The sequence below is a fragment of the Rhizobium sp. C4 genome (genome assembly GCF_021026315.1).
Classification (GTDB): domain Bacteria; phylum Pseudomonadota; class Alphaproteobacteria; order Rhizobiales; family Rhizobiaceae; genus Ensifer_A.
Window position 1 is genome coordinate 65,631 of the sequence record NZ_JAJNCX010000007.1, and the last position, 19,884, is coordinate 85,514.

Below are 19,884 nucleotides of genomic sequence, written 5' to 3' on the forward strand. Positions count from 1 at the left end.
TATTGATATTCTTACGACTGACTTTGCACGGAATTTCTCATGCCCCCTAAAATTCACCTGAAGGATGTTCCCGCGCTCATCGGCACCGAGGTGGGCGTATCTGAGTGGATCACCGTCGATCAGGCGATGATCGACAAATTCGCCGATGCGACGCTCGACCATCAGTTCATCCATGTCGATCCCGAGCGCGCCAAGGACACACCCTTCGGCACGACGATCGCCCATGGCTTCCTGTCGCTGTCGCTGCTCTCTGCCATGAACGCCTCCGGCGCGCCGCAGATCATCGAACAGAAGATGGGGATCAATTACGGGTTCGAGAAAATCCGTCTCATGTCGCCGGTCAAGTCCGGTTCGCGGGTGCGTGGCCGCTTCAAGATCGACGATGCGCGCTTTCGCGGCGGCAACATGCTGATGATCACATACAACGTGACGGTGGATATCGAGAACGAGACAAAGCCGGCGCTGACGGCGACCTGGATTACCATCGTGCAATTCGATCCGGCGGATCGTCCGGCGCTGTGACGCCCGCCATTGATGCTTCGATGCTTCGATACGCGCGCTTTGCGCGCTCCTCAGCATGAGGGTGGCACAGCCTCAGACGATCGGCCGTTCCTGTTGCTCGATCTGCTGCGCCTCGCCCAGGATCCATTCGCGGAAGGCGAGGATGCGCGGGTCGTTGGCGCTTTGCTCCGGATAGACGAGAAAGTAGGCGAACTCGGCCGGGATGCGGATGCCGAGTTCGAAGGGCTGGACGAGCCGGCCTTCCGCCAGATCGTTGGCGACGATGGCGAAATCGGCCAGCGCCACGGCAACGCCGCTGAGTGCCGCCTCGATCGCGTCCGATGAGGACGAGAAGGACAGCACGCTGCGGTCATCGAAGTCGGGAATGCCGGCAGCGGCCATCCAGACATTCCAGTTGGGCCAGGTGATGCCCTGTCCAGACCATTCGACATGGGCGAGTGTGTGCTGCAGCAGGTCGCGCGGCTCCTTCAGCGGGCGCTCCGCGTTCAAGAGACGGGGGCTGCAGACCGGTACGATGACATTGCCGAACAGACGTTCCGAACGCAGGCCTTCGTAGTGCCCGGTGCCGAAGCGGATGGCGAGGTCGATATCGTCGAGATCGAAATTGCGCGTGTCGTAGGAAATGTCGAAGCGCAGGTCGATGCCGGGGTTCAGGCGGCGGAACTGCACGACCTTCAGCATCAGCCATTTGGTGGCTAGCTCCACCGGCACGCTGATGCGCAGCGCCGTCGAGCCGCGCGAAAGCTTCTGGATGCGCGAGGCGGCGCGCGTCAGCGTTTCGATCGATTCCTCGGCCGCGTCGCAGAAGATCGTTCCGGCCTCGGTGAGCCGCAGGCTGCGGCCGGCGCGGTGAAAGAGGAGGGCTCCCAGCTGATCCTCGATCTCCTTGATCTGATGGCTGACGGCGGCCGGCGTCAGGCCCAATTCATCCGCCGCGCGGGTGAAATTGAGGTGCCGGCGGGCCGCCAGCAGGGTCTTCAAGGCGCGGGTTCCGGGAATGAACAGCATCGCAACTTCAAAAATAATTTGAAAGAGAGAGAAAAATTATCAGTTTCTCTTTTTGTTATCAATGCGTCATAAGCTCCCTCACAAGGAAACATCAAAGATAAATAAAAAGGAGTGGCGACATGGCACACGAAGTCACCAAGATCATGGAAATTCTCAAAATCCGCCGCTCGCAGCAGCGCCTCTCCCATGCCCTGCACAGCGTTCCGGATTTCCTCAAGTCCGATATCGGCGTCGAGGGCGCACCCGTGACCCGCGCGCATTATGGCGACCTGCATTCGGCAGCCTCCGTTGCGCGCGTGTCGACGGCGCATCGCCAGGTTTCGGCGTTCTGATCCGAACGATACTGTTGAACAAAAGGCCCGGTGCAGTTCCATGCGCCGGGCTTTTTATTGCGGCTGTTCGTTTGCCGGGTTTTATGTTGCTTCGATCAACCGATGATGCCGTCTTTGAATCGCGCAGAAATATTAGTTTTCAATAATATAATTTTTCCAACAAGATGTAGTAATATTGGCGCCGTCATTTTTTTGTCATGATATGAATATGCGATTCGGTCTGTTGGACTGAAATGCGCGTAGGACGGGGTAACGACAGGTGGCGATCATATCGTTGGCGAATGCCAAGGGTGGCTCGGGGAAGACGACGGCGGCGGTTCTCCTGGCAGCGGCTTATGCTCGTAAGGACAAGCGTGTTCTGGTTCTCGATTGCGACCGGTTCTCAAGCGCGACCGACTGGTGCGCCAAGGCGGGTGGCAAGATCGATGCCATCAGCGGCATTTCGGCTTCCAATCTTGCCGAACATCTTCGGCGCAATCGCGGGCACTACAAGCATATCATCATCGATCTTTCCGGCGCGTCGGACATGCTGATTGCGCTGGCTTCGGGGCTTTCCGATCTGGTTCTGGTGCCCGTGCAAGGCAGTGTGCTCGACGGGCAGGGCGCGGTGCATGTCTTCAATATCATTGAAATGGTGATGCAGAATACGCGCTGCCGGGTGCGGCGCGCGGTGCTGCTCTCCCGCGTCAATCCGCTGGTGACGACGCGGTCGCTGCGCAAGGTGCAGGCGATGCTGGATGAGAAGGGCATTTCGATGCTCTCCACGCCCATTGTCGAACGCAGCGCCTATCGCGACATGTTCGAGAAGGGGTGCCTTCTGGATGAGCTCGATCCGGCAAAGACGAGCAATATCGACAAGGCCATCGCCAATATGACGGCGCTGTTGCGCGAGGTGAAGACCTTCATCGCGGATGACGAGGATGCGCAGGCGCCCTATTCGGGCATCTGCTTCGGAGAGGAGCGCGCCGAACCGTTGCCGGTCAAGCGCGATCCCTTCAGGCGTTACGCGGCAGCGTCGCTGGCGCCTTCGTTGAGCATGCCCAGAGCATAGGTCGAGAACGACCGCCAGCATTCGACATGGAACGTGTCGGCGCTCTTCTTCCAGACGATCACCTCGATCTTGCCGAGCACGGTGCGGGCGCATTTGCCGACCGGGAAGGCGGTGTCGCGGAGATCCAGCGGGCAAGCGGCATTGATGGCGGCGGCGGCCATCGGCCCCTTCACCTCGAAACCCGTATTGCGATGCGAAACGTCGGTCGCCGAATGCAGCACGTTCACGCCGGCGAGAAGCGCCATCATGTCGGCACCGCTGGCGTCGATCAGCAGCCATTCGTCGGGGCCGAGCCAGAGGGCCGCGCGGCCATCCTTTTCGGCAGAGGTGAGCGGCGCGGTCGGCAGCGTCACGCCAAGCGCCTTCGAGAGTGTTGCGACAGCATCCGCGTCAGCGCGCAGCGAAAGCCGCGTCATGGGCTGAAGCGGCGTCACCGAGGCGGTGCCGGAGCCGGATGCGCTCAGCTTCTGGGGGAGGGTACGTGTTGCCTGAGCCTCAAGCATTGATGCGGCTCCCTTCCTTGTCATAGAAGACGGTGTCGGTCACTTCGACCGCGATGGTTTCCTTTTCCAGCGGCACATAGAGCGTCTGGCCGATCTTGGCGCGGCCATCGGCGACGACCGCGAGGCCGAAGCTCGTGCCCAGGTTTTCCGACCAGTAGGACGACGTGATGTGGCCGAGCATCTTCATCGGCTTCGGCTGGTTCGGGTCTTCGACGATCTGCGCGCCTTCCGGCACGAGCGTCTTGCCGTCACGCGGCTTGAAGCCGACGAGCTGCTTGCGGCCGGGGCGCACGAGATCCGGGCGCTTGAGGCCACGGATGCCGACGAAATCGGTCTTCTTCTTGGAAACCGCCCAGGCAACGCCGGCATCGTCCGGCGTCAGCGTGCCGTCCGTGTCCTGGCCGACGATGATATAGCCCTTTTCGGCGCGCAGAACGTGCATGGTTTCCGTGCCATAGGCGCAGCCGCCTGCGGCCTGTGTGGCAGCATAGAGCGCATCCCAAAGGGCTGCGCCATAGTCTGACGGCACGTTGATTTCGAAGCCCATTTCGCCGGCAAAGGTCATGCGGAAGAGGCGGGCGGGAACGCCCATCACCTTGCATTCGGCCACGCTCATGTGCGGGAAGGCTTCGTTGGTCAGATCGACGCCCTCAACGAAGCGCGCGATGATGTCGCGTGCCTTCGGACCCTGGACGGCAACGGTTGCCCATTGCTCGGTGGCCGAGGTCAGCCAGACCTTCAGATGCGGGAATTCCGTCTGCAGATAGTCTTCCATGTGGTTAATGACGCGGGCGGCACCGCCGGTCGTCGTGGTGACATGGAAGCGGTCGTCGGCGATGCGGCCGACAACGCCGTCGTCATAGACGAAGCCATCTTCGCGCAGCATGATGCCATAGCGGCAGCGGCCGGGCTTCAGATTGTCCCAGGCGTTGGTGTACATGAGATTGAGGAAGGCGGCCGCATCCGGGCCGACAACCTCGATCTTGCCGAGCGTGGAGGCATCGAAAATGCCGACGCTTGTCCGCACCGTCTTGCATTCGCGGTTGACGGCGGCGTGCATGTCTTCACCGGGGCGCGGGTAGAACCAGGCGCGCTTCCAGTTGCCGACATCTTCAAAGACGGCGCCGATCGCCTCTTCGCGCTCATGCATCGGCGTCTTGCGCGCCGGGTCGAAGAGCGGGCCACGATTGTGGTTGAGGATCGTGCCGAAGGTGACGGGCGTGTAGGGTGAGCGGAAGGTGGTGAGGCCCACTTCCGGAATGTCCTTGCCGAGCGCTTCGGCAGCAATCGCCAGACCGTGCATGTTGGAAAGCTTGCCCTGGTCGGAGGCCATGCCGTTGGTGGTGAAGCGCTTGATATGCTCGATCGAGGCCATGCCTTCGCGCACCGCCAGACGGATATCCTTGGCGCAGACATCGTTCTGGAAGTCGATGAAGGCCTTGCCATGGGTTTCCGGGCCGGCGCCTTCCGGCGTGCCGATCATGCCGCCGGTCCAGGCATAGGCGGATGCTGCTTCCGGCGCGGTGCGGACATCGCCGGTGGCGCCGGCTTCGCGGGCAGCATCGGTGCCGGCCGCAAAGGCTTCGGCGACGAGGGCTGCGGCATCGTCCGTGCCGTTGCAGGCGCCGACCGAGATGCAGTTCTCGGTATAGATGTCGGGCAGGAAACGGGCCTTTTCGCTGTCATATTTCAGCTTGCCGCGTGTCTGCGAGAACATGTGGACGGAAGGCGTCCAGCCGGCGCAGGTGATCAGCGCGTCGATGTCGATTCTGCGGCGCGTGCCGCCCGTCTTGCGGATGACGGACATCGAATTGACGCGGAGCTTGCCGCCGGTGGTGACGACCGACTGGCCGGTCATGACCTCGATGCCGAGGCGGGCCGCTTCGGCGCGGACGGCTTCGCCCGGGTTGTCGCGCGTGTCGACGATGGCGGCGATCTTCACGCCGGCATTGGCCAGATCGAAGGCGGCCTCATAGGCCGAATCATGGGCCGTGAAGACGCCGACTTTCGAGCCGACGGCGACGCCGTAATGGTTGAGGAAGGTGCGGGCGGCCGATGCCATCATGACGCCCGGACGGTCGTTGCCGTCGAAGACCATGTGGCGTTCGATGGCGCCGGAGGCGATGATCACCTTCTTGGCGCGGACCTTCCAGAGCCGTTCGCGGGGCGCTGCGCGCTCCGGGATGGCCTGATGGTCGGTGACGCGTTCGGCGAGGCCGACGAAATTGTGGTCGTAATACCCGAATGCAGTGGTGCGGGTCAGGACCCGGACGTTGGGGCGGGCAGCCAGACGCGTGGCTGCGCCCTGAGCCCATTCATAGGCCGGCTGGCCGTCAACGGTCAGGTTGCCGTCGAAATGGGCGGCACCACCGAGTTCCGGGCGCTCGTCGCAGAGGATGACGTCAGCGCCGGCACGGGCTGCGGCCAGTGCTGCCGTGATGCCGGCAAGGCCGCCACCGATGACGAGCACGTCGCAATGGGCGAAGCGGCTGGCGTAGTGATCGGGGTCTGCTTCCTTCGGGGCGTTGCCGAGGCCGGCGGCGGCGCGGATGAAGGGCTCGTAGACATGCTTCCATGCAGCCTTCGGCCACATGAAGGTCTTGTAGTAGAAGCCGGCGGCGAAGAAGGGCGAGAGCATGTCGTTGACCGCGCCGATGTCAAAAGACAGCGACGGGAAGCGGTTCTGAGACTTGACCTTCATGCCCTCGAACACTTCTTGCACCGAGGCGCGGACGTTGGGCTGTTCGCGCGACGCGTCGCGGGCAACGTTCATCAGCGCATTCGGCTCTTCGGAGCCGGCCGAGATGACGCCGCGCGGGCGGTGATACTTGAACGAGCGGCCCATGAGATGGACGCCGTTTGCCAGCAGGGCGGAGGCGATCGTGTCGCCTTCCAGCGCCGTGTAATATTGGCCGTCGAAGGAGAATCGCGCCTGACGGGCGGGCGTCAGCCGGCCCTTGCCGGCGATACGGAATGCGCCGCTCACTTGGCACCTCCTTCATTGTTTGTACGCAAGTCCGGACGGAAAACCGGTTCCCACTTTTCCTGGCCTTGCTCGATGTTAAGAGATTCAAGGGAGCGCTTGGCTTCGCCGGCCTTGTAGGTGACGACGAACTTGTCGCTGACCGTGTGGCGCACGGCGTTGAAGAAACGGCCGCAGCCATGCTGGTGCCGCCAGCGCTCGTAGATGTAGCCTTTGGGATTGTCGCGCAGGAAGAAATATTCCGCGAAGGCTTCATCCGAGATGTCGGCAATGTTTTCCGGCCGGGCGATATGGGCTTCGCCGGCGGCGTGGAATTCCAGCTCCGAGCGGTTTTCCTGGCAATAGGGACAATAAATGAGAAGCATCAGGACCCCCGGGATCAGTGAGCAACGGCGGCGGCAGCCGCTTCGTCGATGAGGCGACCCGTGCGGAACCGGTCGAGCGTGAGACCTGCGGCAAGCCGGTGCGGCTCGTTGCGGGCGATGAGATGGGCGAAGAGATTGGCCGAGCCGGGCGTGGCCTTGAAGCCGCCGGTGCCCCAGCCGCAGTTCACGTAGAGGCCCGGAACCGGAGTCGTGGACTGAATGGCCGAACGGTCCGGCGTGTTGTCGGTGATGCCGCCCCACTGACGCATCATCTTGACGCGACGGAAGATCGGGAACAGCTCGCAGATGGCGTCGAGCGTGTGCTCGATGATCTGGATGCCGCCGGTCTGGGAATAGGAGACATACTGGTCGGTGCCGGCGCCGATGACGAGTTCGCCCTTGTCCGACTGCGAGATATAGGCATGCACCGTGTTGGACATGACCACGCAGGGGAAGATCGGCTTCAGCGGCTCGGACACGAGCGCCTGAAGCGGGTTCGAGACCAGCGGCACGCGGACATCGGCCATGGCCATGATCTGCGTGTTGTGGCCGGAGGCAGAAACGCCGATCTTCTTGGCGCCGATGAAGCCGCGAGTCGTTTCGACGCCGGTGACGGCGCCATCCGGACCACGGGTGATGCCCGTCACCTGGCAGTTCTGGATGATGTGAACGCCGCGATCATGCGCTGCGCGGGCATAGCCCCAGGCAACCGCATCGTGGCGCGCCGTGCCGCCGCGACGCTGTAGCGCTGCGCCATTCAGCGGGTAACGCGCGGTGGCCGAGATATCGAGCGGCGGGCAATAGGCCTTGGCCTGTTCCGGCGTCAGCCACTCATTGTCGATGCCATAGAGACGGTTGGCATTGATGTGGCGGGTAAACGACTGCTTGTCATGCGTATTGTGCGACAGCATCATCACGCCGCGCGGGGAATACATGACGTTGTAGTTGAGATCCTGGCTGAGATTTTCCCAGAGCTTCAGCGAGTGCTCGTAAATGTCCATGCTCTCTTCATAGAGATAGTTGGACCGGATGATGGTCGTGTTGCGGCCGGTATTGCCGCCGCCGAGCCAGCCCTTTTCAATGACAGCGACATTGGTAATGCCGTGTTCCTTGGCCAGATAATAGGCGGCACCCAGGCCATGGCCGCCACCGCCGACGATGATGACGTCGTAAGCCTTCTTCGGCTCAGGCGACACCCATTGCTTCTCCCAGCCCTTGTGGCCGCGCAGGGCCTCGCGAACCACGGCGAATGCGGAATATTTCTTCATGAAGGGCGCTCCGGCGGTCGAATGATGCGGGACAGGATGCGATATGCGACATCCTATCTTTTCTCTTGGCGACAGGAATGGCAAATTTCCGTCACGCATAATGGTTCTTTTGCGACGCGAAAACAGCAATCTTTCGACACTGGTCCGATGAGGTGTCGCTTCCAGTGCATTTCCGGGGTCCCGGGGACGAAAATCTTGCGCGGGGCTTTCGAACGGTCTGGACTTCGCGGGGATGATCTGTTATCCGCTTCACCCAATCGCAGGGCTTCCGGCTCGGCGAACGTTATATTTTTGCCGCTTTGGAGCAGAACCTACTCCTCTTGCTGGCGTAACACAAAACCAAAGGAACGGGATTCACGTGCAGGTACTTGTCCGCGACAACAACGTTGACCAGGCGCTCCGCGCTCTCAAGAAGAAGATGCAGCGCGAAGGCATTTTCCGTGAAATGAAGATGCGCGACTACTATGAAAAGCCGTCGCAGAAGCGCGCCCGCGAAAAGGCAGAAGCCGTTCGCCGCGTTCGCAAGCTGGCTCGCAAGCGCATGCAGCGCGAAGGCCTCATCGGCGGCCGTCCGGGCGCTCGTTGATTTTCGCGCCGTTTTTTCGGCGTTTTTTTGATTGATGTGTGGCGGTGGTGACTGTGTCGCCGCCGCCATTTTCTTCAAGCGGCGTCGCGGTTGTCGTGACAGGAATTTCAGCATTTCCTTTGGGGGACTGGTTTTGACGGGTGCCATCAATTTCTCGGCAGCGAACGCTGCGACTACGGCTATGCGGCCTGTTCGCGCTGTTCTTGCCGCCCTTGCAGTCGGAAGCCTCGTGGTGGTTGCCGGTTGCGCGACAACGACGTCGGACGATACGATTCGCATCGACCGTGCGCAGGGCTCCGACGAGAACATCAGCTCGCTGACCAGCGTCATCAACTCCAATCCCAGCGATCCGGAAGCCTATAATTCGCGCGGTTCGGCGCTCGGCAAGGCCGGCCGCTTCAAGGACGCGATGAACGACTTCAACAAGGCGATCGCGCTCAATCCGCGTTACTATCAGGCCTATGCCAACCGCGCGCTGATCGAGCGCAGCCTTGGCAAGCAGGTCGAGGCCGTGCAGGACTACAACACGGCGCTGCAGATCAACCCGCGCTATGACGTCGCCTATATCGGCCGCGGCGATATCTATCGTCTGGCCAACCGGCTCGACGAAGCCATGGCTGATTTCAACAAGGCGATCGAACTCGACACGACCGATGGTCGCGCCTATCACCGCCGTGGCCTGATCTATCAGCGCCGGAACCAGCATGCGAAGGCGATCGACGACTTCTCGTCCGCCATTTCGCTGTCGCCGACGGCCCCGGAACCCTATAACGGCCGCGGCATTTCGTATCTTGCGACGAACGACCTCGACAACGCCTTCTCCGACTTCAATCATGCGATCGATCTTGACGGTCGGGTTGCCGAATCCTGGGCCAACCAGGCGCTTGTCTATGAAAAGCGCGGCAACATGCAGATGGCCTACAAGTCCTACTCGCATGCGCTGCAGCTTGATCCGAAGTACCAGCCCGCCCGCGAGGGCGTCGACCGCACGCGCGGCGCGACGGCCGGCTGATCAAGGCAGACAATCTCCTTCAAAAGCCCAGAGCTCTTCCGGGCTTTTTTTCGTTGAGCGCTTGCCTCTTGAAAGGTTATGCGGTTTCAACGACAAATCCTGTCAGAAACTGTTGCGGAGCGGCGCTGTGACCCCTTGCGGATAGGGCAATGATGCTGCCATCATTGTGCAACGCAACATGACAGTCCCGTGTCGGAGAATAGCATGAAACAGACCATCATCCTTGGCGCCGGCATGGCCGGCATCGGCGCGGGCCTGCATCTCTTGAAGCGCGGCGTCGATGTGACCATCATCGACCAGACGGAGCCGGGCCGCGAGACAAGCTATGGCAATGCCGGTCTTATCCAGACCGAGGCAGTCGAGCCCTATGCGCTGCCGCGCGAGATCAGCAAGCTTTTCATGATCGCGACGGGCATTTCGAACGATGTCTATTACGAGATCTCGAACCTGCCGAGCCATGCGCTGTCGCTGCTGAAATACTGGTGGTATTCCGGTCCGTCGCAATATCGCGAGATTTCGAAGGCCTATGCCTCGATCATTTCGCGGGCGACGGCGGAACATGCGCCCTTCGTTGCCGAAGCGGGTGCTGAAGACCTCGTGGCCCATGATGGCTTCCGGACCTTCTATCGCGACGGTCGCGAGTTCGAGAAGGGCATTGCGAATGCCAGGCGGCTGCTCGACACCTATGGTCTCGGCAGCACGGTGATGACCGGGCGGCAGCTGATGGAGGCCGAGCCGCATATCCAGATTTCAGGCGCCGGCGCGATCCACTGGCCGGACACCTGGGCGGTGCGAGACCCCGGCTCGCTGGTCGTGGCTTACGCCGACCTCTTCCGCAAGCTTGGCGGCAAGATCGTGCGCGGCGAGGCGCAGACGCTGGCTCCGAGCGGTTCCGGCTGGAAGGTGACGACGGTTGACGGGCCGATCGAGGCGGACTCGGTTGTCGTGGCGCTCGGACCCTGGTCGCCGACGCTGCTGAAGTCCTTCGGCTACGATATCCAGATGGTCCGCAAGCGCGGCTATCACATGCATTACCGCTCAGAAACGCCTTTGAACGTGCCGCTGATGGATATGGCGAACGGCTATGTGCTGGCGCCGATGCTGAAGGGCATGCGCATCACCACGGGTGCGGAGCTGACGAAGGAAGCTTCGCTGGCCGCTCCCGTGCAGCTCAAGCGCGCACACAAGGCGGCAAGCGAAATCATTCCGCTTGGCAGCCCGGTCGAGAATGCCCCGTGGTCGGGGACGCGGCCCTGCATGCCCGACATGCTGCCGGTCATCGGCGAGGCGCCGAAGCACAAGGGGCTGTGGTTCCATTTCGGCCATGGCCATCAGGGCTTCACGCTCGGGCCGGCAACGGGCCGCATGCTGGCCGAGCTGATGACCGGCGAAACGCCGTTCACGGATGCAACGCCCTTCCGGCCGTCGCGCCTGTTCTGAACAGACGAAATGAAAAGGCCGCAGCGGCAAGTGCCGCGCGGCCTTTTTGATTCGAAACTTTTGCCGCTGTTTAGAACAGCACGATGCCGCCGACGCTCAGGATGATGAAGAGCAGGACGGAGAAGAGGAAGCCGGCCGAGGTGAAGAAGCCGACGGCCATGGCGATCATCAGGAACACGATGATCATCGTGCCGTATTTCGCGCCCTTGATGAAAAGATCGTAGCTCTTTTCATGTTCCTTGTAGTCCATCGGCGCACCGAGCTCGACCGGACCGGACTGATGTTCTGCCATGATGTCTCTCCTCATCCCGAAAATGCGCCCCGTCCCCTCCGGATTGACGCATGTCACTCTTGGTATGAGAAATTACATAAAGAGCGGGAGTTGGCAATGGTGGCGGAGTGTCGCTGGGGGTTTCCGTGTGGAGGGATGCCCCCTCTGGCTCCCGCGATCTCCCCCACAAGCTTCTTGCAATGCTTCGAACACGCGACGGCTATCTCTCAAGCAAGCCAGCGGACACTGGGGTACGCAATTGATTTCGAGAACGGTTTACTTATTAGTTTAGGTTGAGTTCGAAGTAATATCCTACCCCATTATCCCACTGGCTCACGACCTTTTCGCGGTAGCGTTCTCTGTTGAATTCCACCCTATCTTCCCCCGAGCGCAAGAAAATATCGTCTTGGTTGACCACAGCCTCGAGGAAAAGGGGGGACCATTCCTTTAGGATTGTATAGTCTCCTATCATGAACTGGTTGAACGTGAACATCGCGTTGCAATAGTTGTTTAGCGTTTCGAAGGCGGAGAAATTCATGCGCTGAAATTCGTCCAACGTCATCATCGGTTGGAAGAATGGGCTAGACATCTTGATTGACCTATCGCCGAGCCGTTCTAGGGCTTCGGCGGTGTGGGGGAGCCGCTTAAGAATGCCAGCGCCTTCCAAAGCCCCCGAAGTCCACTCCCAGCAGCTTGTGAACTCATGGAAGAATGCTTCACGCTTAATGCCAGATTCATCAGGAATAAGGTTAATCCACTGATTGGACCGATCAACCTCCATTTTCTTGTACATTTTGAATAAGAGTTCATAAATAAGAGCGGCCACGCTCGCGTTTCGCATATGCAACCTCAATCTACATAAGGGTCGTATGCGACTTTAAGTAGAGAGATTTAAGAATCCTGTCGATAGATAATTAAATAACCTGGCAATTGGATTTCATTTTTACTTTGTCCAACCAACAATTCCACGGCCGACCGTTCTGGCTACATTCTCCAAGTGGGTAGATGAGTGGCCACTCATTCCGCCGCCACCCGCACCTCGGCCTTCGGCGAATCAAGCCCCCGCTCCATGTCCGCCATCTTCGCCAGAACCTCCTTCGCCGCCTTTTCCTTCACATGGCCGAAGCCGCGGATCTTTTCGGCGGCAGCCAAGAGCTCGGCTACCGCTGACGCGTTTTCGGCGTTGAGCTTGCCGGAAACCCGACCTAGCAACGCTTCGAAATCGGCGATCATCTGCCGTTCCATCTTGCGCTCGTCCGTATAGCCGAAGATGTCGAGCGGGGTGCCGCGCAGGGTCTTGAGCTTGGCGAGTACGCCCAGCGCGCCCATCATCCACGGGCCGTAGGATGATTTCACAAGATGGCCCTGCTTGTCCTTCTTCGCGAAGATGGGCGGGGCCATGTGGAATTCGAGGCGCTCCCAGTCGGAGAACTGTTCGGAAAGCCGCTTTTCGAAAGCGCCGTCGGTGAAGAGGCGGGCGGTTTCGTATTCGTCCTTGATCGCCATCAGCTTGCCGAGGCTGCGGGCGGCGGCGAGCGTCACCGCACCGGCCGCGCCCGTCGCGCGGATTTCGGCTTCGCGAATCGGGGCGAGTGCGCGTTCGAAACGTTGGGCGTAGCGGGCGTTCTGGTAGGCGGTGAGGTGGGCCTTCAGGCGGGCGATTGCTTCGTCGGCGGTCTCGGCGCGCGGGGCTTCGTGATGGTGGTCGCGATAGATCGCGGTGACGGCGGCAGGATCGTTGCCGGCGATGCGGCCCCAGCGGAAGGCGGCGATGTTCATCTCGACGGCTTCGCCGTTGAGGCGGATCGCTTCTTCCACCGAATCGGGCGAAAGCGGCAGGCCGCCGAGCTGGCTGGCATAGCCCAGCATGAACATGTTGGCGGCGAGCGCATTGCCGAAGAGTTCGCGCGCGGCCTCATCGGCGTCGAAGAAGCGGGTCGTGGCCTCGCCGGCCGACTTGCGGATGGTCTTCTTCATCAGCTCTGCGGGGAAGGAGAAATCCGGGTTGCGGGTGAAGCCGCCGGGCATGATTTCGGCGGTGTTGGCGATGAAGAGCGTCTTGTCCTCGGTGACGGTGGAAAGCACCTTCTTGGAGGCCGAAACGGCAAGGTCGCAGCCGAGTACGAGATCGGAGCGGCCGGCGGGGATGCGGATCGCGGTGATCGCCTCCGGGCTTTTCGCGATGCGCAGATGGGTCAGCACCGCGCCGCCCTTTTGCGCCAGGCCTGCCATGTCGATCAGGCCGCAGCCCTTTTCCTCGATATGGGCGGCCATGCCGAGGATCTGGCCGATGGTGACGACGCCGGTCCCGCCGATGCCGGCGACGATCGCGGCCCAGCCGTCATCGAGTGGGGCGATGGCGGGCGCGGGGAGGTTTGCGAAGAGGCTGTCGAAGCCGCTGGCGTCTTTCGCTTTCGCCTCGGCCTTGCGCAGCTTGCCACCATGGACGGTGACGAAGGAGGGACAGAAGCCCTCGATGCAGGAGAAGTCCTTGTTGCAGCTGGATTGGTCGACCTTGCGCTTGCGGCCAAAGGCGGTTTCGACCGGCTGGATGGAGACGCAGTTCGACTTCACGCCGCAATCGCCGCAGCCTTCGCAGACGGCCTCGTTGATGAAGGCGCGTTTGTTCGGGTCCGGGAAAGTGCCGCGCTTGCGGCGGCGGCGCTTTTCGGCAGCACAGGTCTGATCGTAGATGAGAACGGTGACGCCGGGAATGTCGCGCAGTTCGCGCTGCACATCGTCCATGTCGCGGCGATGGTTGAAGGTGGTTCCCTTCGGCCAGTCGATGCCCGGCGGATATTTATCCGGCTCGTCGGACACAACGGCGATGCGCGTGACTCCCTCGGCGGCGAGCTGGCGGGCGATCTGGTCTACGCTCGCGCCGCTTTCGACATGCTGGCCGCCGGTCATGGCGACGGCATCATTATAGAGGATCTTGTAGGTGATGTTGGTGCCGGCCGAGAGCGCGAAGCGGATGGCGAGCGAGCCGGAATGGGCATAGGTGCCGTCGCCGAGATTCTGGAAGATATGGCCGCGATCGGAGAAGGGGGCGACGCCCACCCATTGCGCGCCTTCGCCGCCCATCTGGGTGAAGCCCACCGTGTTGCGGTCCATCCAGATCGACATGAAGTGACAGCCGATGCCGGCCGCCGCAACCGAGCCTTCCGGCACCTTGGTGGAGGAATTGTGCGGACAGCCGGAACAGAAAAAGGGCGTGCGGATATTGCCATCGGCAATGCTGGCAATCATCGCCTGTGCCTGTTTCATGCGCGCCGTGCGGGCTGAAATCTCGTCCGAGGGGCCGATGAAGCGGGTGATGCGTTCGCCGAGCGCAATGGCGATGTCGTTGGGGTCGAGCGCGCCCTTCACCGGGAAGAGCCAGTCGCCACGCTCGTCGCGCTTGCCGACAATGGTGGGCTGGCCGGCCGTGCCATAGAGCGCTTCGCGCAGCTGCGTTTCGATCAGCGAGCGCTTTTCCTCCACGACGATGATTTCGGTGAGGCCGTTTGCAAAATCCTTCACGTCATCGAGATCGAGCGGCCAGGTGCAACCGATCTTGAACAGGCGGATGCCGAGGCGGTTTGCCTCTTCCTCGCCGATGCCGAGATTGGAAAAGGCCTGCAGGACGTCGAGATAGCTCTTGCCAGTGGAGATGATCCCGAGCTTGGGAGCATTGCCGCCGGACCAGATGATCTTGTTGAGGCCATTGGCGCGGATGAAGGCATTGGCGGCGGCGCGCTTGTATTCGTGCAGGCGCGCTTCCTGGCCGAGAAAGTCGATATCGTTGAGCCGGATATGAATGCCGCCGGGCGGGCCTTCGAAGGGCGGGGTGACGATGTCGAGGCGGTTCAGGCCGGCATTCACCGAGGCGGTCGATTCGACATTGTCCTTCACGCATTTCAGCGCCACCCAGCAGCCGGAATAGCGGCTGAGCGCATAGCCGAGCAGGCCGTAATCGATGATTTCCTGCACGCCGGCGGGGTTCAGGATGGGCATCATGTAGTCGACGAAGTTGAATTCGGTCTGATGCGCATTGGTGGAGGATTCGGCGGTGTGGTCATCGCCCATCAGGACGAGTACGCCGCCATTCGGCGCGGTGCCGGCAAGATTGGCGTGGCGGAAGACATCGCCAGCGCGGTCGACGCCCGGACCCTTGCCATACCAGAGACCGAAGACACCGTCATATTTGCCGTGGCCATCGAGCCCTGCCTGCTGCGAGCCCCAGACGGCGGTGGCCGCAAGTTCCTCGTTGAGGCCGGGGGTGAAGGTGATCTGGTGGGCGGTGAGCTGCTTCTTCGCCTTGACGAACTGGCTGTCCAGACCGCCAAGCGGCGAGCCGCGATAGCCGGAAATGAAGCCGGCGGTGTTGAGCCCCGCCGCCCTGTCGGCCTCGTGCTGCATCATCAGCATTCGCGCGATGGCCTGCGCGCCGGTGAGATACACCCGGTTGCGCGAAAGGTCGTATTTGTCATCGAGCGAGATTTTCTGATGCACTCGCGGTCCTCCCAAACCTTGAATAATGAGAGGAGTGTTCTACCAATGTCTAAGAAGGTCAAATCTTTTCAGGCCCCTGCTTTACAGACGCAACGGAGTTGCGGATAACCGTTGATGGAAGAGGAAATCTTTCAGACAGGGCGGGTTAAAGGAAACAAGCGAAAAGCGCCGGCTCTGAGGTTATTGGCTTTTTGCCGCGAGGCAGGGATCCAGCAGGGGGAGAAAAAATGGCATTCTTGTTGAGGTTGAGCGCGTTGGTCGACGCGGTCACGGCCGCGATCGGGCGTAGCGTCGCGTGGCTTATTCTCGTGGCGGTGCTCGTCAGCGCGACCAACGCCATCGTGCGCAAGATATTCGATATGTCCTCCAACGCCTGGCTTGAACTGCAATGGTATCTGTTCGGGGCAGTGTTCCTGCTGGCGGCGGCTTACACGCTGCAGAAAAACGAGCACATCCGCATCGACATCCTGTCCTCCAGCTGGAGCAAGCGGACGCGCGACATCATTGACCTCGTGCTGCACATCATCTTCCTGGTGCCGTTCTCATCGCTGATGGTCTATCTTTCCTGGTCTTGGTTCTGGCTGTCCTTCCGGACGAGTGAAGTCTCGGCCAATGCCGGCGGTCTCATCATCTGGCCGGCCAAGTCCTTCGTGCTGATCGGCTTCATCCTGCTGACGGCGCAGGCGTTTTCCGAAATCATCAAGCGCCTTGCAGTGCTGATGGGCCGGATCGACGATCCGTTGGTGGAAAAACCGACTGATCATGCCGAGGAGATGCGCTGAGATGCTTGAATTCATTGTCGAAAATCTCGCGCCGATCATGTTCACGACCGTCATGGTCATGCTGCTGCTCGGTTATCCCGTCGCTTTCACGCTGGCTGCCGGCGGCCTCGCCTTCTTTGCCATCGGTGTCGAATTCTCGCATCTGTCGCCATCGATCAACCTCTTCTGGCCACTTCTGCAGTCGCATCCCGAGCGCATCTACGGGATCATGAACAACGATACGCTGCTGGCGATCCCGTTCTTTACCTTCATGGGGATCATCCTTGAGCGTTCGCGCATGGCGGAAGACCTGCTCGACACGGTCGGGCAGCTTTTCGGGCCGATCCGGGGCGGGCTTGCCTATGCCGTCGTGCTGGTGGGCGCACTGCTTGGGGCAACCACCGGCGTGGTCGCGGCCTCTGTCATGGCCATGGGACTCATCTCCATGCCGATCATGCTGCGCTACGGTTACAACAAGCCGTTCGTCTCCGGCACGATCGCAGCATCGGGAACGCTGGCGCAGATCGTACCGCCGTCTCTCGTCCTCATCGTCATGGCCGACCAGCTTGGCCGGTCGGTCGGCGACATGTATGTCGGCGCGCTCTATCCTGCGCTGCTGATCATTGCGGCCTATTGCGCCTATGTCTTCGTCATCACGTTGATCAAGCCCTCATGGGCGCCGGCGCTTCCGCGCGAGGCGCGCACGCTAGGCGGCGGCGTGACGTCGCTGATCGTCATGGTCGCGATTGCCGTCGCGCTGTATTATTTGGCGGATCTCTTCCTTCTGACCGGTATTTCGCCGGAATGGCGGACAGTCGTCTCGCTGGCGCTCGGCGTCGGCGCCATCTATCTGGTGGCGTTGGCCAATGACCGGTTCAAGCTCAACCTGATCTCCCGGCTTGCCCAGCAGGTGATCATCGTGATGATTCCGCCGCTGGCGTTGATCTTCCTCGTTCTTGGCACGATCTTCCTCGGTATCGCGACGCCGACGGAGGGCGGGGCGATGGGTTCGGCCGGCGCGCTCATCATGTCCTTGCTCAAGGGGCGTCTGAGTTTCGCGACGCTGAAGCAGGCGGTCGACGCGACGACCAAGCTTTCTGCATTCGTGATGATGATCCTGATCGGCTCGCGCGTCTTCGGCCTGACCTTCTATGGGCTGAATGGCAACCTGTGGATCGAACACCTGATGTTGTCGCTGCCGGGCGGCGAATACGGCTTCCTGATCGTTGTGACAATCATCGTGTTCATCCTTGGCTGTTTCCTCGATTTCTTCGAGATCGCCTTCATCATGGTGCCGCTTCTGGGGCCGGTTGCCGAAAAGCTTGGCATCGACCTCGTCTGGTTCGGTATCATCCTCGGCATCAACCTGCAGACGTCGTTCCTGACGCCACCCTTCGGGTTCTCGCTATTCTACCTGCGATCGATCGCGCCGGCGGGCAATTGGAAGGATCCTGTGACGGGCCTGACGATGTCCGGGGTCAAGACCTCCGACATCTACAAGGGTGTATTCCCATTTATCGTGATCCAGTTCATCATGATCCTGGTGGTCATCGCCTTCCCGCAGCTCGTCATGGTCTATAAAAGTGGTGATGCGGTGGTTGATACGTCTAAGGTCAATATCACCGTTCCGATGTCCTCGCCCGGCGGTTCGTCGGGAATGACGCTGCCGCCGCTTGGCGGAGCAGGGGGCAATGGCGGTCTTCCGGGGCTCTCGCAGCCGCCTATCGGCGGATCGGGCGCTGGAAACTTGCAGAACGAGAGTGGAAATACGCTCGGCCTGCCGCCGCTCCAGGGGCTCGGCAATCCGCCGGCGCCAGCGAATACATCGAAGCCGGCAGAGGGCGCGAAACCCGCTATCGATCTCAGCCAGCCGCCGAAGTTCAACTAGGCCCGAAAATGTGCAAAGCCAAGCTCCGACCGGCTTTGCATTCATGAGCAGATAAACCGCGATCTTAAACGGAGTCTGGCAATTCCATGGATCATTTTCAGCATATCGGGCTTGTCTATGTGACCTACCTGATTACCGTGGCGAGCCCCGGGCCGAGCAATATGGCGATCATGGGCGTGGCGATGAACCAGGGACGTCCGCATGGTGTCGCTCTGGCGCTCGGCGTGTTGACCGGGAGCCTCTGCTGGGCGGGGCTTGCGGCGGCGGGAATTTCGACACTGCTGACGCGCTATGCCGAGGCGCTGATTGTCATGAAGATCGGCGGCGGGCTCTATCTGCTTTATCTGGCGTGGAAGTCGGCAAAATCGGCGCTATCGGCCAAGCCCGGTGGGTTTTCGGGGCAGGCGCGCGCCAGCCATTTTGCCTCCTATCACCGTGGCGTATTGCTGCATCTCACCAACCCGAAATCCATTCTCGGCTGGGTGGCGATCATGACGCTCGGTCTCAGGCCGGATGCGCCGGCGCATACGCTCGTCGCCATCATCGGCGGTTGCGCGGCGATCGGCTTCACGGTGTTTGTCGGCTATGCGGTGCTGTTTTCGACGGCGGCGATGGCGAATGGCTATCGCAGGGCGCGGCGGTGGATCGAGGGGACGCTGGCCGTGGTCTTCGGCTATGCGGGTCTCAGGCTGCTCCTGTCGCGCAGCTGATCAGGAGGCGCGTTCGATCATCATCGCGACTTCGTGGAGGTCGTGTGCGACGGCTGTACAGAAGGGCCGGATTTCGTCCGTCGGGTCGAGGAGGTCCGGCACCATGACCGCCATCATGCCGGCGGCATGGGCTGAGCGGATGCCGTTATGACTGTCTTCCAGCGCCAGACAGGCTGTCGGGTCGACGCCGAGGCGGTTTGCGGCGGTCAGGAACGGATCGGGCTCCGGCTTGCCCTTGGCATAGTCGCCCTGGGCGACGATGGCGTGAAAGCGGTGCGTGATGTCGAAGGTGCCGATCTTGAAATCGACCTTGTCGCGCGGCGAAGACGTGGCGATGGCGCGCGGGATCGAAAACCGGTCCAGAACGTCGAGGATTTCGACGACGCCCGGCTTGATATCGAGCCTGAGCTTGAGAAGCGCCTCGTAATGCGAAATCCAGACCGGGCGGAAGGCTTCGGCATCGAAGCTGTCGCCCAGCGCTGCCAGCAGTCTCGTCCGGATATCCGGCCATTGCCGGCCGATCAGCGTTTGGAAGAGATCCCATTCGACCGTGTGCCCGAGATGCGCAGCCGCGGTGACGGCGGACTCAAACGAGAGAGTCTCGGTGTTGAACAGCAGGCCGTCCATGTCGAAGATCACGGCGGCGGGTCGGCGGGAAAGGGGCATCGAAGCGTGGTTCCTGAAACTGGG

Annotated in this window: 18 protein-coding genes; 9 read left to right on the forward strand and 9 right to left on the reverse strand. The window is 61.2% G+C overall.

Annotated elements, in window-relative coordinates; all coding sequences use genetic code 11:
• Nucleotides 1–39 precede the first annotated feature (39 nt).
• The gene (locus LQK84_RS13705) at nt 40–522 is read left to right on the forward strand and encodes a MaoC family dehydratase (protein WP_230829293.1); all 483 of its coding nucleotides are present in this window, start codon (nt 40–42) and stop codon (nt 520–522) included.
• Nucleotides 523–594: 72 nt separating this feature from the next.
• Here LQK84_RS13705 and LQK84_RS13710 read toward each other — a convergent pair whose 3' ends face one another.
• Entirely contained in the window at nt 595–1,530 is a 936-nt protein-coding gene (locus tag LQK84_RS13710; RefSeq protein WP_230829294.1) for a LysR substrate-binding domain-containing protein, read from the reverse strand.
• A gap of 119 nt (nt 1,531–1,649) precedes the next feature.
• On the opposite strand from LQK84_RS13710, the gene LQK84_RS13715 reads away from it, so the two are divergent.
• Together LQK84_RS13715 and LQK84_RS13720 are read left to right on the forward strand one after the other, a co-directional pair.
• Nucleotides 1,650–1,862: a hypothetical protein gene (locus LQK84_RS13715; RefSeq protein ID WP_230829295.1), complete on the forward strand. Its 213-nt coding sequence runs from the start codon at nt 1,650–1,652 to the stop codon at nt 1,860–1,862.
• Between the two features lie 259 nt (nt 1,863–2,121).
• On the forward strand, nt 2,122–2,913 hold the full coding sequence (locus LQK84_RS13720; RefSeq protein ID WP_230829296.1) for a ParA family protein: 792 nt from the start codon (nt 2,122–2,124) through the stop codon (nt 2,911–2,913).
• Here the strand turns inward: LQK84_RS13720 and LQK84_RS13725 are convergent.
• The 4 genes from LQK84_RS13725 to LQK84_RS13740 are packed head-to-tail and all read right to left on the reverse strand — an operon-like array spanning nt 2,865 to nt 8,032.
• Complete coding sequence (locus tag LQK84_RS13725) at nt 2,865–3,416, reverse strand: sarcosine oxidase subunit gamma (protein ID WP_230829297.1); 552 nt, start codon at nt 3,414–3,416, stop codon at nt 2,865–2,867. The two genes, LQK84_RS13720 and LQK84_RS13725, sit on opposite strands and share 49 nt — an antisense overlap.
• Nucleotides 3,409–6,402 carry a sarcosine oxidase subunit alpha gene (locus tag LQK84_RS13730; RefSeq protein ID WP_230829298.1) on the reverse strand — a complete coding sequence of 998 codons (2,994 nt, stop codon included), beginning with the start codon at nt 6,400–6,402 and terminating at the stop codon, nt 3,409–3,411. Before LQK84_RS13730 ends, LQK84_RS13725 begins: the two co-directional genes overlap by 8 nt.
• A complete protein-coding gene (locus tag LQK84_RS13735) occupies nt 6,399–6,764 on the reverse strand; it encodes a sarcosine oxidase subunit delta (protein WP_230829299.1) in 366 nt (121 codons plus the stop codon). The genes LQK84_RS13730 and LQK84_RS13735 overlap by 4 nt, the downstream gene beginning before the upstream one ends.
• A 14-nt stretch (nt 6,765–6,778) precedes the next feature.
• Nucleotides 6,779–8,032, reverse strand: coding sequence for a sarcosine oxidase subunit beta family protein (locus LQK84_RS13740; protein WP_230829300.1), 1,254 nt, complete (start codon nt 8,030–8,032; stop codon nt 6,779–6,781).
• 358 nt (nt 8,033–8,390) lie between these two features.
• Between LQK84_RS13740 and rpsU the strand changes: the two genes are divergently transcribed.
• The 3 genes from rpsU (at nt 8,391) to LQK84_RS13755 (ending at nt 11,070) form a co-directional block, all read left to right on the forward strand.
• On the forward strand, nt 8,391–8,618 hold the full coding sequence (gene rpsU / locus LQK84_RS25240; RefSeq protein WP_109856714.1) for a 30S ribosomal protein S21: 228 nt from the start codon (nt 8,391–8,393) through the stop codon (nt 8,616–8,618).
• A 181-nt stretch (nt 8,619–8,799) separates the two neighbouring features.
• Entirely contained in the window at nt 8,800–9,630 is an 831-nt protein-coding gene (locus tag LQK84_RS13750; RefSeq protein ID WP_230829301.1) for a tetratricopeptide repeat protein, read from the forward strand.
• A gap of 204 nt (nt 9,631–9,834) precedes the next feature.
• Nucleotides 9,835–11,070 (forward strand): NAD(P)/FAD-dependent oxidoreductase, encoded by a 1,236-nt coding sequence (locus tag LQK84_RS13755; protein ID WP_230829302.1) that lies wholly within the window; start codon nt 9,835–9,837, stop codon nt 11,068–11,070.
• Between the two features lie 70 nt (nt 11,071–11,140).
• Here LQK84_RS13755 and LQK84_RS13760 read toward each other — a convergent pair whose 3' ends face one another.
• From LQK84_RS13760 to LQK84_RS13770, 3 genes are all read right to left on the reverse strand, one after another.
• Nucleotides 11,141–11,362 (reverse strand): aa3-type cytochrome c oxidase subunit IV, encoded by a 222-nt coding sequence (locus tag LQK84_RS13760; RefSeq protein ID WP_230829303.1) that lies wholly within the window; start codon nt 11,360–11,362, stop codon nt 11,141–11,143.
• A 262-nt stretch (nt 11,363–11,624) separates the two neighbouring features.
• Complete coding sequence (locus tag LQK84_RS13765; RefSeq protein ID WP_230829304.1) at nt 11,625–12,167, reverse strand: hypothetical protein; 543 nt, start codon at nt 12,165–12,167, stop codon at nt 11,625–11,627.
• 191 nt (nt 12,168–12,358) lie between these two features.
• Nucleotides 12,359–15,835, reverse strand: a complete 3,477-nt coding sequence (locus LQK84_RS13770) for an indolepyruvate ferredoxin oxidoreductase family protein (protein ID WP_230829305.1) — start codon at nt 15,833–15,835, stop codon at nt 12,359–12,361.
• Nucleotides 15,836–16,062: 227 nt separating this feature from the next.
• On the opposite strand from LQK84_RS13770, the gene LQK84_RS13775 reads away from it, so the two are divergent.
• From LQK84_RS13775 to LQK84_RS13785, 3 genes are all read left to right on the forward strand, one after another.
• Nucleotides 16,063–16,617: a TRAP transporter small permease subunit gene (locus LQK84_RS13775; RefSeq protein ID WP_230829306.1), complete on the forward strand. Its 555-nt coding sequence runs from the start codon at nt 16,063–16,065 to the stop codon at nt 16,615–16,617.
• Nucleotide 16,618: 1 nt separating this feature from the next.
• Nucleotides 16,619–18,484, forward strand: coding sequence for a TRAP transporter large permease (locus tag LQK84_RS13780; protein WP_230829307.1), 1,866 nt, complete (start codon nt 16,619–16,621; stop codon nt 18,482–18,484).
• An 86-nt stretch (nt 18,485–18,570) separates the two neighbouring features.
• Nucleotides 18,571–19,194, forward strand: coding sequence for a LysE family translocator (locus LQK84_RS13785; protein WP_230829308.1), 624 nt, complete (start codon nt 18,571–18,573; stop codon nt 19,192–19,194).
• Here LQK84_RS13785 and LQK84_RS13790 read toward each other — a convergent pair whose 3' ends face one another.
• Nucleotides 19,195–19,860: an HAD family hydrolase gene (locus LQK84_RS13790; protein WP_230829309.1), complete on the reverse strand. Its 666-nt coding sequence runs from the start codon at nt 19,858–19,860 to the stop codon at nt 19,195–19,197.
• Nucleotides 19,861–19,884 lie beyond the last annotated feature (24 nt).